This window comes from Streptomyces sp. NBC_01233 (assembly GCF_035989305.1).
Classification (GTDB): Bacteria; Actinomycetota; Actinomycetes; order Streptomycetales; family Streptomycetaceae; genus Streptomyces.
The window spans coordinates 201,899-216,824 of sequence record NZ_CP108514.1 but is presented as its reverse complement, the minus strand read 5'-3'; the positions used below and the strand labels follow the sequence as shown (position 1 = coordinate 216,824).

The 14,926-nt window shown below is 71.4% G+C and carries 19 protein-coding genes and 1 pseudogene; 8 read left to right on the top strand and 12 right to left on the bottom strand.

The genetic code is table 11. From position 1 onward, the window contains the following. Positions 1 to 4 precede the first annotated feature (4 nt). The 3 genes from OG332_RS01090 to OG332_RS01080 form a co-directional block, all read right to left on the bottom strand. The gene (locus tag OG332_RS01090; RefSeq protein WP_327411637.1) at positions 5 to 802 is read right to left on the bottom strand and encodes an inositol monophosphatase family protein; all 798 of its coding nucleotides are present in this window, start codon (positions 800 to 802) and stop codon (positions 5 to 7) included. A 4-nt stretch (positions 803 to 806) separates the two neighbouring features. Then, positions 807 to 1,451 carry a hypothetical protein gene (locus OG332_RS01085; protein WP_327411636.1) on the bottom strand — a complete coding sequence of 215 codons (645 nt, stop codon included), beginning with the start codon at positions 1,449 to 1,451 and terminating at the stop codon, positions 807 to 809. A 176-nt stretch (positions 1,452 to 1,627) separates the two neighbouring features. Next, complete coding sequence (locus tag OG332_RS01080) at positions 1,628 to 2,029, bottom strand: RidA family protein (RefSeq protein ID WP_327411635.1); 402 nt, start codon at positions 2,027 to 2,029, stop codon at positions 1,628 to 1,630. 97 nt (positions 2,030 to 2,126) lie between these two features. Here OG332_RS01080 and OG332_RS01075 point away from each other — a divergent pair, with 97 nt between their 5' ends. After that, positions 2,127 to 3,107 (top strand): helix-turn-helix transcriptional regulator, encoded by a 981-nt coding sequence (locus OG332_RS01075; RefSeq protein WP_327411634.1) that lies wholly within the window; start codon positions 2,127 to 2,129, stop codon positions 3,105 to 3,107. A 31-nt stretch (positions 3,108 to 3,138) separates the two neighbouring features. Here OG332_RS01075 and OG332_RS01070 read toward each other — a convergent pair whose 3' ends face one another. Beyond that, entirely contained in the window at positions 3,139 to 3,471 is a 333-nt protein-coding gene (locus OG332_RS01070) for a hypothetical protein (RefSeq protein ID WP_327411633.1), read from the bottom strand. Between the two features lie 557 nt (positions 3,472 to 4,028). On the opposite strand from OG332_RS01070, the gene OG332_RS01065 reads away from it, so the two are divergent. Next, positions 4,029 to 4,403, top strand: a complete 375-nt coding sequence (locus OG332_RS01065; RefSeq protein WP_327419065.1) for a ribosomal maturation YjgA family protein — start codon at positions 4,029 to 4,031, stop codon at positions 4,401 to 4,403. A 157-nt stretch (positions 4,404 to 4,560) separates the two neighbouring features. Here OG332_RS01065 and OG332_RS01060 read toward each other — a convergent pair whose 3' ends face one another. From OG332_RS01060 to OG332_RS01045, 4 genes are all read right to left on the bottom strand, one after another. Further along, positions 4,561 to 4,827 (bottom strand): hypothetical protein, encoded by a 267-nt coding sequence (locus OG332_RS01060; protein ID WP_327411632.1) that lies wholly within the window; start codon positions 4,825 to 4,827, stop codon positions 4,561 to 4,563. Positions 4,828 to 4,891: 64 nt separating this feature from the next. Next, positions 4,892 to 6,106 carry an FAD-dependent monooxygenase gene (locus OG332_RS01055; RefSeq protein ID WP_327411631.1) on the bottom strand — a complete coding sequence of 405 codons (1,215 nt, stop codon included), beginning with the start codon at positions 6,104 to 6,106 and terminating at the stop codon, positions 4,892 to 4,894. Between the two features lie 52 nt (positions 6,107 to 6,158). Continuing rightward, entirely contained in the window at positions 6,159 to 6,566 is a 408-nt protein-coding gene (locus OG332_RS01050; protein ID WP_327411630.1) for a hypothetical protein, read from the bottom strand. Between the two features lie 105 nt (positions 6,567 to 6,671). After that, entirely contained in the window at positions 6,672 to 6,836 is a 165-nt protein-coding gene (locus OG332_RS01045) for a hypothetical protein (RefSeq protein WP_327411629.1), read from the bottom strand. Positions 6,837 to 6,925: 89 nt separating this feature from the next. On the opposite strand from OG332_RS01045, the pseudogene OG332_RS01040 reads away from it, so the two are divergent. Both OG332_RS01040 and OG332_RS01035 read left to right on the top strand, forming a co-directional pair. Next, positions 6,926 to 7,228 (top strand): annotated as a pseudogene (locus OG332_RS01040) (IS630 family transposase); the annotation flags it as partial. 320 nt (positions 7,229 to 7,548) lie between these two features. After that, positions 7,549 to 7,797 (top strand): DUF6087 family protein, encoded by a 249-nt coding sequence (locus OG332_RS01035; protein WP_327411628.1) that lies wholly within the window; start codon positions 7,549 to 7,551, stop codon positions 7,795 to 7,797. Here OG332_RS01035 and OG332_RS01030 read toward each other — a convergent pair. After that, positions 7,781 to 8,668: a LysE family translocator gene (locus tag OG332_RS01030; protein WP_327411627.1), complete on the bottom strand. Its 888-nt coding sequence runs from the start codon at positions 8,666 to 8,668 to the stop codon at positions 7,781 to 7,783. The two genes, OG332_RS01035 and OG332_RS01030, sit on opposite strands and share 17 nt — an antisense overlap. 53 nt (positions 8,669 to 8,721) lie before the next feature. On the opposite strand from OG332_RS01030, the gene OG332_RS01025 reads away from it, so the two are divergent. From OG332_RS01025 to OG332_RS01015, 3 genes are all read left to right on the top strand, one after another. Then, entirely contained in the window at positions 8,722 to 9,432 is a 711-nt protein-coding gene (locus tag OG332_RS01025; protein WP_327411626.1) for an MOSC domain-containing protein, read from the top strand. 553 nt (positions 9,433 to 9,985) lie between these two features. Then, complete coding sequence (locus tag OG332_RS01020; RefSeq protein ID WP_327411625.1) at positions 9,986 to 10,813, top strand: NmrA family NAD(P)-binding protein; 828 nt, start codon at positions 9,986 to 9,988, stop codon at positions 10,811 to 10,813. Positions 10,814 to 10,982: 169 nt separating this feature from the next. After that, positions 10,983 to 11,171, top strand: a complete 189-nt coding sequence (locus OG332_RS01015) for a hypothetical protein (RefSeq protein ID WP_327411624.1) — start codon at positions 10,983 to 10,985, stop codon at positions 11,169 to 11,171. Positions 11,172 to 11,191: 20 nt separating this feature from the next. On the opposite strand, the gene OG332_RS01010 is transcribed toward OG332_RS01015, so the two are convergent. From OG332_RS01010 to OG332_RS01000, 3 genes are read right to left on the bottom strand one after another with little or no spacing between them, the layout of a single operon-like run. Next, on the bottom strand, positions 11,192 to 12,046 hold the full coding sequence (locus tag OG332_RS01010) for a PEP/pyruvate-binding domain-containing protein (protein WP_327411623.1): 855 nt from the start codon (positions 12,044 to 12,046) through the stop codon (positions 11,192 to 11,194). Beyond that, complete coding sequence (locus tag OG332_RS01005) at positions 12,043 to 13,749, bottom strand: PEP-utilizing enzyme (RefSeq protein WP_327411622.1); 1,707 nt, start codon at positions 13,747 to 13,749, stop codon at positions 12,043 to 12,045. The genes OG332_RS01010 and OG332_RS01005 overlap by 4 nt, the downstream gene beginning before the upstream one ends. 18 nt (positions 13,750 to 13,767) lie before the next feature. Further along, entirely contained in the window at positions 13,768 to 14,391 is a 624-nt protein-coding gene (locus OG332_RS01000) for a TetR/AcrR family transcriptional regulator (protein WP_327411621.1), read from the bottom strand. Positions 14,392 to 14,476: 85 nt separating this feature from the next. On the opposite strand from OG332_RS01000, the gene OG332_RS00995 reads away from it, so the two are divergent. Continuing rightward, the gene (locus OG332_RS00995) at positions 14,477 to 14,911 is read left to right on the top strand and encodes a transposase (protein ID WP_327411620.1); all 435 of its coding nucleotides are present in this window, start codon (positions 14,477 to 14,479) and stop codon (positions 14,909 to 14,911) included. Positions 14,912 to 14,926 lie beyond the last annotated feature (15 nt).

Below are 14,926 nucleotides of genomic sequence, written 5' to 3'. Positions count from 1 at the left end.
CGAGCTAGCGCCGACCGGAGATCATCGGCAGCAGCAGACCGTGGGTCTCGGCGTCGGCAGCCACCACGAGTCCCCGGCCCGCCCGACCGATCGGGCCGCCGTCGATCCCGGTGACCACGCAGCCGGCGGCCCGGCACACGGCGATGCCGGCGGCGAAGTGCACGCTCCCGGACAGGTCGCCGCCATCGGTGACGTACGCGGCGCGCTTGCCGGCCGCGACCCAGGCCAACGCCAACGTCGTGGACACGACCCGCGGTCGGAACCGCCCGACGAATCCGGAGTTGGCCAACAAGTCCACGGCCCGGAATCCGGGCGCGCCGGGGAACGGCGGATCCAGATTGACGTCGACCAGTCGGGTGGCGGGCGTGGGCGCCAGCTGGGCATCGACCCCCGCGTGCCGCACCCGGGCGGTCTCACCGTCGGTGAAGAAGACCTCGCCGCTGAACGGATCGGCCACCGCCGCCGCCCCGTTGCGCAAGGCCACGTTGACGGCTACCAGCATGGTGCCGACGGCGTAGTTCAGCGTGCCGCACAAGGGATCCACCAACCACTCCCGCACGGCGGCGGCCGCACCCTGCTGCCCGCCTTCCTCACCCAGCACCGCATCATCGGGCCGGGCAGCGCGGAGGATGCCGAGGATCGTCTTCTCGGCCTCCACATCGGCGGCGGTGGCGAAGTCGCCCGCGCCCTTGTCGATGCGGGAGAGCGGCTGCCCGTACATGCGGCGCACCACGTCCGCACCGGCACGTGCGGCGGCTATCGCAACGCCGGCATCATCAAGACCTGCATACGAGTTGGTCATGCACCTATCGTGCCAGCGCGAAGGTGGCGGCTGCGACGGCCTCGCCCACCGCGGCGCCGGCAAGGACTTGGGCCACGGTGTGGTCCTTCAGTGCTACCCGAGACCAGCTGACGACGGCGACCGCGGCGTAGCCGAGGAGCGTCCAGGGCCCATGGACGATGGCGAGCATGGCGACGCTTCCGGAGGACACGGCTGCGTGCACGCTGATCTTCCAGGCAGGGGTCACGGCGAGGAGAGCGGCCAGGGTGACCAGCATGGCCGCGGTCAGCGCAATCATCGTCCGGGGCGCGCTGAAGGCCCACAGCAACAGGGTTCCGGTGGCGACCGAGGCGATGATGAAGGCCATCACGACGATCCGCTGCTGCCTCTGGCCCACGTGCCGGTCGGCCCAGCGGCCGCGACGGATGCCGTACTTGATGAAGGCCAGAGGAACGACCGCGGCGAACAGGCAGCCGACGAGGCCCCATCCGATCCCGGCGAGGCGGCTGGTGTGCCAGCCGATCAGGAGGGTGTCGGCGATGATCCAGGTCTTGGGATCGAGCCCGTCGGTGATCAGGCGCGCGGCCCGGGACGCGCTGGGCCGGGCGATCGTCGTGGTCACGCCGTGGCCTCCGGTCGGGTCGTCGTGCGCCGAACGGGCGATCAACATGTCATGATCATACGGGTTTCAGCATGTCAACTGGTGGGGGCCGAAGGTCGTGCACGCCTCCTCGGCGCCTGGTAGGCGAGCCGTGTGCGCACGCCTGCCAGGCGGTCCCTCGCCAGAGCGCCCCGTTGCCCGCCGCCCGCGCCGGGTTGAACAGCCCGGACGCGGGCGCCGGCGAGTCAGGGTCGGGCGGCCAGGGCCTCGACCTCGAACAGCACGTCAGGCGCAGCCAGGCTCGCGACTCCGATGAGGGTTTGCGTGGGTGGCTTCGTACCCCAGCCCTCCTGCACGGCCCCGGCGATGGGCCCGAGCTTGCTGACGTCATGGTTCACCACGTACGTCCTGAGCTGGACGACGTGGCTGAGGTCGAGCCCATGGGCGGCAAGAGCGACGCCGATGTTGTGGAACGCCTGCTTCACCTGCTCGGCGAAGTCGGCCGAGACCACCGCGCCGTCTGGGCCCGATCCGTACTGGCCCGCGATGAGCACCAGTTCCTCACCTGCGGGGATGACGGCGGTGTGGCTGTAGCCGTACGGGACCGGGTCGTGCAAACCGTCCGGATTGACAAGGGCGTGTGCCATGTGGATCACCTCTCGTGTGCGATGGATCTTTGTCACGCCGGTAAGCCTCGCAACGAAACACGACATCATGTGTCATGTATTCCAGTAGAGTTTTCGTATGCGCGCCGATCGGTTGATATCGCTGGTGCTGCTGCTGCGGCAGCACGGTCGGATGTCCGCGGCCGCGCTGGCCGGCGAGCTGGAGGTGTCCACCCGCACCGTGCTGCGCGACATCGAGGCGCTGTCCGCAGCCGGCGTCCCGGTCTACGCCGAACGCGGTCGGCACGGCGGTTTCGCGTTGCTGCCCGGTTTCCAGACCGAGCTCACCGGACTGAACCACGACGAGGCACTCGCCCTGCTGGTCGCCGGATCGCGGCGCGGCGCGCAGGCATTCGGACTCGGCTCGGCGCTCGCCTCGGCCATGCGCAAGGTGGTCGACGCGCTGCCCGAGAGCTATCGGGCCACCGCGGCCGGCGCGGCCCAGCGACTGCTCATCGACCCGGAGACCGACCTCCTCCAGCGTCGACTGGTGGCCGAGGAGGTGCCCGACACCATCGTGGCCGAGGTCCGGCGCGCGGTGTTCGCCGGACACAAGCTGCGCATCCAGTACGCGGCCGTGGACCAGACCCCGAAGTGGCGCACGGTGGACCCGGTCGGCCTGGTCACCGTGCGCGACCAGGGCTACCTGCTGGCCACGCGGTCCGGCGCGGACCGCACCTACCGGCTGTCCCGCATCCTGGCCGCCGAGGTACTCGCCGAACCGGCACAGCGACCGGACCGGGTCGATCTGGACCGGGCCTGGCAGGAACGCAGCACCCGGTTTCGGACCGGCGGCGACCAAGTCACCGTGCTGGTACGGATGGACCCGGCGCGGCGGGAGGACCTGGTGGGCACCGCGCTGGCCGTCCTCGCCGAGGAAGCCGAAGCTGACGGCCGGCTGCGGCTGCAGGTGACCTTCCAGGATCCGAGACATGCCGAATGGGCGCTGTGGCACCTCGGTACGAACGCGGAAGCCCTGGCCCCGCAGTGGTTGCGCAACTCCCTGCGGAACCGTGCCGCCGCGATCGCCTCCTGCTACGGAGTGTCATCCCGTGCGTAGTCGCCTGTGCGGGACGCCGCCGTGTCCTCGCTCACGTGGAGTGTGTGACGGCCTGCGAAATGATCCAGACGGCCCAGGCGATGGGGATGAGGACCACGTACGCCAGTGGCCGACGGAGCACCGGCGGGCCCGTGTCGAGGTGGGTGCGTCCCGGGGCCGGCGCCGACGGGGGAAGCTTGCTGAATTTCAGGTAGGCCACCAGATTCCATACGAGCGTGAACGGGTTGAAGATCACCAGGGAGAGCGGGCCCCACCAGCCCAGGAACAGAGTCCTCGTGGTCATCTGCCGGACGACGGCTATGCCGCAGGCCCGGCAGAAGGGCCCGTCCAGGTGCTCGAACTTCATCATGATGAGAATGCCCACGTGGGACCGGACCTTGAAGTCAGCGGCAGACTGGGCGCCGCACGCGCGGCAGGCCCGCGCGGCGTGGCGGGTGGGATCCGGGGCGGTGTAACCGTTGGGCGCGGGCCCGTAGTTCCCCGGTGCCGGGATGTGGCCCTGCTCTCCGGGCGCACTGTAGGGGTTGCCCGGCACAGGGCCGTGACTGGACGCGTGAGGGGGTGTTGCCATTTTTGAACGGGTCTCCAGGATTGCTGTGCGTGCCGACACCATCCGCAGGCGGAAGGAGTCCGGGGGAGGGGGCCGGTTCCCCTGCGCGGTGCGCGCCACCCCGGCGGCGATCGTGCGCGGACTTCCGGTGCTGATCTGCCGTGGCGTCAACATTCTGGGGGCGGGCCGCGGGGAACGGATGAGTGCGCGTACTCAGATCGGATCGGCAACGTGCTCAGCCTGCTGAGTTGTCCTGCCTCCCGAGCACCGGTCCGAGGGCTGTTCCTCCAGGGAGCCCTGGTGACTGCGGCTGGCAGTATGACCTCGTGCCCCTCATACCTCGGCCCCATAACTCCGCCGCCGTCGACCGGATGCGGACCCGTCTGGTGGCAGCGGCTGCGGCCGTGGTGGTCGTTGGTGTCGGGCTGGGGCTGCGGGCCGTGACGACGGGGAGCGTGGCCAAGTACGGCGGAGACGCGCTCTACACCGTCCTCCTGCTGACTCTCGTCGTCCTGGCGGCGCCACGGACAACGCCACTGAGGGCCGCCGGAGGTGCGCTGGCCGTCAGTTGCACGGTCGAGTTCCTCCAGCTCAGCCCGGTGCCGGCGGAAGTCTCCCAGCACAGCACCGTCGCCCGCCTCGTGCTTGGTTCGACCTTCAACCCGCCCGATCTCCTGTGGTACGCGGTCGGCGCGGCGGCCGGCTGGCTCGTCCACACCGCGGTGCGGTCCCTCCGGTCACGTTGACGTTCGGAGCGCGGCCGACACCACCCCCGGCCGGGCACGGGCTCGACCCCACGGCCAGGGCGGTGGCGCCCGTGCCGCGGGGCGTGCGGGGTCGAGGGAGCGGGAAGCCCCGGTACCTCCCGTCCCGTCTCGCGGGCCGTGGCCGGTGGGCCGGTTCTCAGCCCGTCTCGTCGCGGATCAGGTTGCGGTGTTGTTCGTAGACGAGCCGTGCGTCGTCGTTGGGGAGTGCCGGGGTCGTGAGGCCGCAGGCACAGGTCACCACCGTGAGGTCGGACAGAGCGCGCAGGGTGTGGCCCTCGGGGCTGGTCCGGGCGGTCCCCGCTGGCTTCTCGTACCGGAGGCTGTGCGGGTAGTGAGGTGTGCGGGTAGCGGCCGGGGTGCTGCCGGTGCTGGTGTTTTCGAGGGTGAAGCGGTGCTCGCTCATGGGTCCAGTGTCGTCTGCCGGACGCGAGTGAGGTGCGCCCGCGCGGCGGAACGCGACGAGAGGATCACCGAGCTGGCGGCGGGTCGCCGCTATCGGGGAGGCGGAAGCCGTTGAAGAGGTCGTCCATGCCGTGCAGGGCCAGGCGGGTGGGCGTGGCACGGATCGCGAGGTCGCGGGCGGCTGCGGCGAGGGGGTTGCGGAGGATGCCCAGGCGGCCGATGCGGCGGGCGCGGACGCGGATGGCGTTGGTGCGGTCGCGGCGGGCGGCGGTGTAAGCGGCGAGGGCGGCAGGGACGGGGTCCGTGGCGTCTGGGCTGTCCGCGGTGTCTCCGGCGGGGAGCAGGTGGGCGAGGATGACCGCGTCTTCGATGGCCTGGCAGCCGCCTTGGCCGAGATTGGGGGTCATGGCGTGGGCGGCGTCGCCGAGCCAGGCGATCCGGCCGTGGTGCAGGCGGGGGAGTGGTGCGGCCAGGTCGTAGAGGTCGTTGCAGAGGATGTCGGCGGCATCGAGGCGCTCGATCCGGTCGAGCAGGGCGGGGATCGGGTCGTGCCAGGAGCCGAAGCGGTGGCGGAGCTCGGTCCGCGGGTCGGCCGGCCGGGTGCCTGCCGGGACGAGGGCGGTGGCGTAGAGGTAGAGCCGGCCGTCGGAGAGCGGGGTGACACCGAAGCGCCGGCCGCGCCCCCACTTCTCGCTCATGGACGCGATGCCCAGGTCCGGGGCGTCCACGATGGTCCGCCAGGCGCTCTCGCCCGTGTAGCGCAGGCCGGGGTGGGCCGGGAAGTGGGCCCGCCGCAGTGGGCTGTTGATGCCGTCTGCGGCGATGACCAGATCGGCGGCGAGGTCGGGGCCGGCCGCGGTACGGACGGTGGGGCTGCCTGTGGCGTCCTCGATGGCGGTCACCCGGGTGCCGTAGCGAAGGGCCCGTGGTGGCAGGGCGGCGGCCAGGGCTGCGGTGAAGGCCGGGCGGGGGACGGCGATCGGGGGTGTGCCGTAGCGGGCGGCCAGGTCCGCGGTGCCGGTCCGGGTGAGCCACTGGCCGTCGAAGCGGCGCAGGCCCATCGTTTCGGGTACGGCGCTGCCGGCGGCGTGGGCGGCGTCGACGCCGAGGGTGTCCAGCGCGCGCAGGGCGTTGGGGGCGAGGCCGATTCCGGCGCCGGTGGTGGGCGGTTCGGGGGCGCGTTCGCAGACGGTGACGTGCCAGCCGCGGCGGTGCAGTGCGATGGCAGCCGTGAGGCCGCCGATTCCGGCGCCCGCCACCACAGCGTGACGTTTCGGCATGGAACACCACTTCCGTTCGGTTCGGTCACCTGCTGCCGCCACTCAGGCCCCCTCACTCTCCAACTGTAGAGTGGAGGCCGTGTCCCGCTCTGCCCGGGGGCGGGTGGGCGGCGAGCGTGTCGCGCAACCGGCGTGCCTGTCTGAGGAGTTGGGACGACCCCGGCCGCTGCGCGAGTGCGGTGATCTCCGGCAGTTCACCGTGTGCACCCGCGTCCCGAGCAGAGTCCGCGGCGACGGCCAGGAGGGCCGCGCGGGCCTGGGGGCGGGTGGAGGCCAGGAACCCGGGGAGTGCGGCGGCCAGGACCGGCCAGAGTCCGGGGCCTGCCTGGGGCAGGGCGGCCGCCGCCCGCAGCGACTCGGTCAGCAGGGGCACCTTCAGCGTGCCCAGCTCCACGAGTTCGGCCAGTTCCCGGCCCAGCAGAGCCCCGTCCAGCCTGCCTCTCGCAGCGAGCAGGGCCACAGCGCCCGTACGGCGGCCTGGCGGTCCTCGTCGGGGACGGAGGCGAGCCCATAGGCGACAGCCAGGTGTACGCGGGTCCGGCCGGGCCGTCGGCCGCGGCCAGCGCTACAAGGAAGGCCGGGGCCCGCGACCGTTCTGGTCGGCCGCCGAGGCGACACCGGTCAGCAGCCGGGCCGCGGCGATCTCCGGATGCCAGGGCAGGGCCGCGACCGTGTGCGCGTCCCGCCCGTCCGGCAGCGACGCGTGCGCACAGCCGATGTGCGGCTCCAACGTGCGAAACAGAGACCAGAAACGCCGGGGGAACGCACTGCGGCCCTGCCGGGACTTGAGATGGCGGCCGCGGTGGGGGGCGTGTCTTAGACGCCGAGCTCGAGCGGATCGAGTACGCGATCAACGAGCGGCCGGACGGCACGTTCGCCTTCGACGAGTTCGGGCCCTTGGGCATCCGCCCGACAGCCAGCTCCTGCTGCGCCGAGGAACACCGTTCCGAACGGCTGCCGGCCACCTACCGCCGCACCCACGGCATCACCTACTTTCACGGCTGCTGCTCGGTCGGCGACAACCGGATGTGGGGCGTCAACCGGCGCCGCAAGGGCATCGACCACACCTGGGCGGCCTTGAGAACGATCCGGGTCGCCCGCCCGGACGGCGCCCCGACCTACGCCTCAAGCCTCGCCGTCCCCACGTCGCACACACCATCCACACCGAACCCGACGGCGCCCCGGCCGCCTGGTGGTACTCCCTCACCGATCGCTCGTGGGTGGCCGTACGGTGGCCGGAGGAGTATGGGCCGGGCATCGTCTACCAGGACGACCCGCGGCGCCTGTGGGACGCCGTGGAGGCAGCCTTCGGGTGGTGGGAGGCCCAAGGCAGCCCCGCTTTGGACCGCTTCGGCCTTATGGTGGGCCCCGACGGTGAGACGCCATGGCTGACGCCCCCGGGAACCTTCTGCCCGGGGCCCGGTAGCGATAGGAGGGGCGACGTGGACGCAGGCAGGGAACCGCTCGCTGCGTGGGCGGAGCGCCGCGACCGCCGACGGGAGTCCGACCGGCAGGTCACCGGCCGCCGCCGAGCCGAACCCCTGGACCCGGCGGCCCGCGGTCGAGCCGCGCATCTCGCCCCCGACGCCCCCCGCGTCCTCTTCGAGCTCGACGAGGAGTCCGGCGCGTGGCTGCCCGTCGGAGTCGCCGATAACGCCGCCGAGGCCGCCGCCTTCATCCACGGGTGGTGACACCACCGCCCCACCCGAACCATCCGCCCTCTGTGCACCGTCGCAGGGGGGGTTCTCTATGCCGAGTGCCTGGTTCATCTTGATGCGAGCAGGTGTGTCCGGATTCAGGAGGGTGTGGGTTGTACGGGGATCTGTGGGCATGGGGGGTCGAGGAACCTGCGAAGACGGCAGCGGGGCCGGACCCGTTCGGTGGGATCTGGTCTGCGTCAGGGCCTACGCCGAAGATCCGAACGCGCCGTGGGGCGATGAGGTTTATTCGCCAAGGGCGAGATGGACGCCGAAGGCTGTCGCGGAGCGCCCGGGCGAATGCGATCAGTACGCCTGACCAGAGCAGGCCCAGCAGGATGTGCATGCCTGCCAGCAGGGTGCCGGTCGTCAGGTGCGGGGCGCTGGCCGGAATGAATTGCGGCAGGACAGCCACGTAGAAGGCGCCCACCTTGGGGTTGAGCAGGTTCGTCAGAGCGCCCCGGCGCCAGCCGCTCCCGAAGCTGCCGTCGGAATCAGGCTTGTGCGCAGCGTCGGCCTGGGCTGGATCCACCCGAGCCCGCCGGCGCCGGGTCGATACCAGGATCCGGCTTCCCATCCACACCAGATACACGGCGCCTGCCCAACGGAGCATCGCGTAAGCGAGGTGGGAGGCGGTCAGGACGGCGGTGATGCCGAGCGAGCTGAACACCCCCCAGGCGAGGGTGCCCGTCTGGATGCCGAGGACGACGCCCCAGGCGCAACTGCGGTGACCCAGTGCAGCGGTGCGCAGGATGAGCGCGGTGTCGAGGCCGGGTGTGAGGGTGAGGAGTCCCACGATCAGCGCGAAGGACCCCAGCGCGGAGGCAGTGATCACGAGTGACCACTGTAACGTCAGAGTGGCCAACTTCCCATTTCCTGCCCGAAATCGGGCAGGAAGACTCTTGTAGCCTCTGCGGAATGGCGTACACCATAGGAACGATCGAGCGCATATGGCGATATCCGATCAAGTCGACGGGAGGTGAGCAACTGCGGCAAGCGGACGTCGACCCCCGCGGTCTCGTCGGCGACCGCCTGTTCGCGGTGCGCGACAGCAAGGGCAAACTCGGCTCAGGGAAGAACAGTCGCCGCTTCCGTCGGATGCCCGGCCTGCTGCAGTTGCGCTCCCGATACGCGGACGGGACGGACCGGCCCGAACTGCTGGATCCGCAGGGCGCGACCGTTGCGGATCCAACTACGTACCTTCGCCAATACCTTGGCCGACACGACGTCGAACTGGCCCGCGAACAAGCGATCTCCCACTTCGACCAGCTTCCTCTCAGCCTCCTGACCACAGCCACCCTCGACTGGGTGCGCGCAACCGTTCCCGGCGTTCCGGTCGACGAGCGGCGCTTCCGGCCGAACCTCCTGGTACGGACCCCGCCCGGTACCCGTCCTTTCGTCGAAGACGAGTGGTTCGGCTGCAAGGCGTGGATCGGGGCTGGCCTGTGCGTGGAGTTCGTGCGCTCAAGCGAGCGGTGTGTCATGACCAACCAGGCCCAGCAGGATCTTCCTCATTCCCCCCTGGTGCTGCGAGTCATCACAAAGGCTCATCACGCCCGGCTGGACGCCCTGGCCACAGTGGTGGCGCCCGGCCCGGTGAGTTCCGGGGACGCTGTCACCCTCATGTGACGCGGGTCGGGAACGGGCTGACAAAAGGTGCAGTGAACACACCACTTCGCGCAGGGGTCGATCTGCGACGGGGCGCAGGCGAGTGCGGGCGCTCTGGTGGAGCTCTGGGGGCATGGACGGTTCCCTGTGGATGGCGGCAGTGCTGGCGAGAACGTTTTCGCGCCGGGTATTCCCCCGCTGGCCCCTTTGGCGCTGGCGGCGAGGGAGGCGGGTCGGATGGTGCCGGGCCCGTAGCGGGCGCGGGCTCGGCCGGTGACCGCTTCGATCGTGATGGTGGCGATCGGCTGGGCGTGGGCGGTGGCTTCGGTGAGGGTGCGGCGGCGGGTGCTGGCGCTGCGATCGGCGCCGTGCTGGAGCCGTTCAGTCGTCCGATCGTCGTCCTGGCCGTGGCGGAGGATCGGCAGCAATACCTCGGCGGCGTCGCATCCGGCGCACACCGCAGTGCCGGGCCGCGCACGTCGAGCGCCGCCGGGGTGTCCAGCGGGCGCGTGGGCTTCTTGACCTCAAGCCGGGTTGAGCTTTTAGCGTCGTCGGGGACGAAAGGGGTTCGACCGTGACGACACTGGTTACGGGTGCCACCGGGAACACCGGTCGGCACGTCGTGGCGGAGCTGGTCCGCCGAGGAGAACACGTCCGGGCACTGACGCGGAACCCGGCTGCGGCCGCGGGGAGGTTTCCGGTCGGGGTAGAGCTGGCGGCGGGCACGCACACGGCACCGGAGGGGCTGGACGCCGCTTTCGCGGGCGTCAGCCGGTTACACATCACGGTGACGGCGGGGCTCGCCGAGACTGGGCCCGAGTTGGTGCGGCGGGCGGTCAGCGCGGGTGTGCGGCGCATCACCGTGGTGTGGGGCGGCTGGGTGGGGCCGGTCGAGCAGGCGGTGGAGAACTCGGGTGTGGAGTGGACACGCCTGGAACCGCAGGAGTTCATGTCCAACACGTTGACCTGGATCGACTCGGTCGGGGGCGAGGGAGTCGTGCGAGAGCCGTACGACTTTCCCAGCGCGCTCGTCCACGAGGCCGACATCGGGGCTGTGTCGGCGGTCGCGCTGCTCGCCGACGGTCACGCGGGGCGTTCCTACAACCTCACCGGCCCCGAATCGCTGACCACGCGGGGACGGATCGCGATCCTGTCCCGGGCGATCGGCCGCGACATCGACTTCGTCCCGATCTCGCACGAGCAGGCCCTCGACAGGCTGACGGCCACCGGTGTGTCCCGGGCGGACGCCGAATACGTCGTCGGCTGGTACGCCGACCCCAGCGATGACGCCACGACCGTCGTCGACACCGTCGAGCGGGTTTCCGGCCGCCCAGCGCGCACGTTCGCCCAGTGGGCGGCCGAACACGCCGGACGCTTCCGCGTGCCGGGCGCCACCGGCTGAGGCAGAAGTCGTCACGAGCTGATACCCGTGCTGCGCGAGACCGTCCTACGCCGGCACGCCGAACTCTTCACCCCCTGATACACGCCTCGGGCTGCAGCGACTTGATCATGGATCGGTACACGGGTGCGCTGTCCCATGGCTGGGTGAGCCCCACCAGCTGGTAGCCCAGGTGCTCATACCAGGCGGCGGCCGGCGCTTCGGGGCGGACGGTGAGAGTGACCCGCTCGGCGGTGACTCCGTCCAGCGGGGCGGTGTGCAGGGCCCGGCCGACGCCACGGCCGCGCGGTACCTGTCCCGGTACGCCGGCAAGGGCTCGGACCGCACGTACGCGCAGCAGTCCATGATCGTCCCGAGCTGAGGTGGGCGGCTACGCAGGGGTCAGTACGGGGGCACGGTCCCGGTCATCGGCCGGCGCTGGAGCAGACGGAGACGGTCGGCGACGAAGGCCCACTCCAGGTCCTGCGTCCCGCCGAAGACCTGCTCGCAGCGGGCGGTGAGTTCCCGCAGGCTCTCCAATCGCGTCTCGTCGAGGCAGAGTCGGTGGATTCGGTCGGCGGGGACCGGGACCTGGCTCGTTCCGCCGGCCAGTGCGGGCTCCACGGCCAGGTCCTTCATGCCCGCCGTGCGCTCGATCACCCGGCCGTCGCGGCGGACCCGGTAGTGATCCGGTACGACCAGGCCGCTGACCACGGCTTCGCCCAGGCCCCAACTCGCCTCGATCACCAGGACGTCGGAGCCGTCGAGGGGGTCTCGGGAGAACAGGACTCCGGCGCACTCGGGTACCACCAACTCCTGTACCACCACTGCCACTCTGGGCCGGCCTGCCAGCCCGAGCCGCTCACGGTAGGCGAGCGCGGCGGCCGAGTGCGCCGAATCTCTCACCATTCGGACCGCTTCGGTCAGCCCGTCCGGACACCGTACGTTGAGGCAGGTGAGGTGCTGTCCGGCGAAGCTCGCCGCGGCCGAGTCCTCGCCCGGTGCGGATGAACGCACGGCCAGCCCAACGCCCTGCAAGTCGGCGGTCGACACGTGCAGGGCGGCGAGCGCCTCGTCGTCGCCGCCTGCGACGGCGTCGACGAACAGCCATTCCAGGGCGATTCCTTCCGGTACCGGCAGACCAGCCCGGGCGGCGGCCGCGAGCTGCGAGGACTTGCCGCCGTACCGGCTCTCGTCGGTGGCCAGGCGGAGCGGGACCGGGGCGGACCACGTGCTCGGCGACAGCGAACCCGTCATCGGACCACCGCCGCCTCTCCTGCCCGGCCGTCGACCCGAACCCAGGCGCCGTCGGGTATCACCGCCGTGGCATCCGTGCATCCGACGACGCCGGGGATGGCGAACTCCCGGGCGACGATGGCGGCGTGGGAGAGCGCCCCGCCGCGATCGGTGACGATCGCGCCGAGCAGTGGCAGGACGATGTTGAAGGCCGTGGTGGTCGCGTCGGTGACCAGGACGTCGCCGGGCTGGATGCGGTCGAACTCGGGCACGCCGCTGATCACCCGTGCCGTGCCCTCGTACACGCCCGGGCTCGCGCCGAGCCCGTGCACGGTCCGCCCCTCGGTCCGGGCTGCCGGGTTGGTGAACATGGCAAGGACGATGGCCCCGAGGGCGCGTTCCAGGCGTGCCGCGGCGGGCGGCAGCCAATCGGGCGGCAGCGGGTCGCCCGGCTGTGGACCCAGCATCGGCGGCGCGTCCCCGTACCGGGCGTGGTCGCGGTAGTGCGCTCGGGCGGCGAGTTCTGCGGCGTCGGGCCCGGAGCCCGTACGGACCAGGGCGCGCAGCTCGGCGTAGCCCGCCTCGGCCAGGTGGGCGGGTGCGTGGATCCGGCCCTGCTCGGTGAGCCGTCGGCCGGCCGCCAGGATGGCGCGCCGGGTGAGGCCGATGGCCGGCAGGTCCGCGCACGACCCGCGCTCGTCGCGCAGCCGGGAGACCAACCGCGCCTCGGCGAGCAGCTCGTCGAAGCGGGAGCGGTGCGCCGCGGGTACGACGTCGCGAAGGTCGGCCGCCGCGTCGGCATGCAGGTCGGCGCGGGCGTCCGCCTGGGGCCTCGTCGAGGAGGAGACCGCCGAGCGAATGGCCGCGAGTACGACGGCGGGCAACTCCGCCACGCAGGGATCGCCCACGTCTTCGCCGTTGACGGGGCGCCAGCCCGCCGTCTCCAGGTACTTGGCGAGGGCGGTACTCGTACGTCCCGCGACGGCCCCCAGCGCCGCCAGCAGCTCCTGGGGTCGCGCCGGGGAGGCGAGCAGCTCGGTCGCCCGGGGGTCCGCTGCTACAGCGGCGGCCAGCTCGGCCAGTTCCTCCCGGTCCGCCAGCGGGTCGGGGCTCGATCCGGCCAGCGGGGCCAGGATCTCGCCGGTGGTGCGCCCGGTCCACTCCTGACAGTGTGCGAGCAGATCGCCCATCGGCAGCAGTGCCGGCATGTTGAACAGGTGGTGCAGGTAGCCGGCTCGGCGCTGGTGTTCCCGGCACCGGTCGAGGTACGCGAGCAGACTACTGGTATCGAGGAGACCGGGCTCGACCCGCTGTAGTTCGCGCCGCTCGCGCTGCAGCCCGGGTCTGACCTCCTCGTCCCAGCGGCGCAGGTCCTCGCGCCACAGCTTGCGCTCGAAGACGGTCGCGCTGGTCGCGAGCCTGGTGCGGATCTCGGGATGATCGGCGGCAAGGCGTTCCCAGACCTCTGCCGGCGGGTGGTCCGTGGCGTCCGGCGGGGCCCCCAGCGGCTGGGGATGGTAGTAGCAGAAACCGTTGACGAAGGCCCAGTCCAGCCGTTCGAGCAGCGACCCGTACCGGCGGAGGCTCTCTCCGAAGCCGCGGTGCAGCTCCTCGACGAAGATCTCGGCGTGGAACCTGGTCACCGGGCGGGTGAAGTGGGTCGGGTCCAGGAACCAGGTACCCGGCCCCGGTGGAGCGAAGGTGCGTTCCGTGGCGATGCTCATGGCTCTCCTCCTCGCCGGTCATCTGCCCGGGTGGCGTAGTGGGCCGTCCGGGTCTCGCCGCAGCTCGTCTGTGAGCACCCGCACCGCCCAGGCGGCGGCCGCGCCGGCCTCCGCCCCGTCGAGCCCCGCCTGCAGCCGCATGGCCTGCCAGGCCGGGGCGCTCACCAGCAGGTACAGCACGGCGACCGCGCGGCGGCGGGCTACCGGGTCGGCCTCGGCCGTGAGCTCGGCCAGCGCCGCCTCCACCGAGTGGAACCGGTGCCTGCGGCCCTGCTCCCGCAGCGGCCGGGCCGCCTTGGAATTCAGCATGGCGAGGATCAGCGGTGCGTGCTCGTCGTACGAGCGATAGAGCTCCGGCGCCACGCGGCGCAGCCCGTCCAAGGTGTCCGGGTAGGACTGCATGAGCACGTGCAGATTCTCCTGGGCCCACCCGCTCCAGGCCGCGAAGAGCGCCTCCCTGGTCGGGAAGTGCCGGTAGACGGTGCGGACGGCGACGCCTGCGCGCTCCGCCACGAGCGGGATGGTCAGCTCCTGGACGCTTTCGTCGGCGATGGCCTCGGTGAGCGCGGCGAGGATCAGCTGCCGGGTCTGCTCAAGCTGCCCGGCACGCAGCGGACTCTCGTACGCGCGCTTCTCTTTCATGGCACGTTGACAGTACTCCAATTCACGCTAAACTGTCAAGAAATGGTATAAATCTTCCCCCGAGGAGGGATGGAGGCCGAGCGAGATGCTGGACGGACATCCGGCTCTCACCGGCTGCGTGGGAGGGTCCGTGAGCGCGAGGGCCGGGAGGTGGAACGGAGCGCGGGGATCATCGACGCGCAGTCGGGTGCGGGCCGCCGCGTCGGTGCCGGCCGCCTCACGCGGCTACGACGACGGCAAGAAAGTCCCGGGCCGTGAGCGGCTCGTCATCACTGACACCCTCGGCCTGCTCCTGGTCGTCGCCGTGACCGCCGCGAACGTCGGTGATCGCGACGCGGCTGTGCCTCTGGGCCGACGGCGGCGGCACCGGCGGCCTCGTCAACTGGGCGAAGGAGAAAATCGCGCTCACCCTGGACGTCGTCAAACGCACCGACGACATGGAGGGGTTCGTGGTGCTGCCCCGCCGTTGGGTGGTAAGGCGCACCTTCGCATGGACCGCACAGGGCGGGCCGCAGCGTAAAGAGCATGGAGGCCA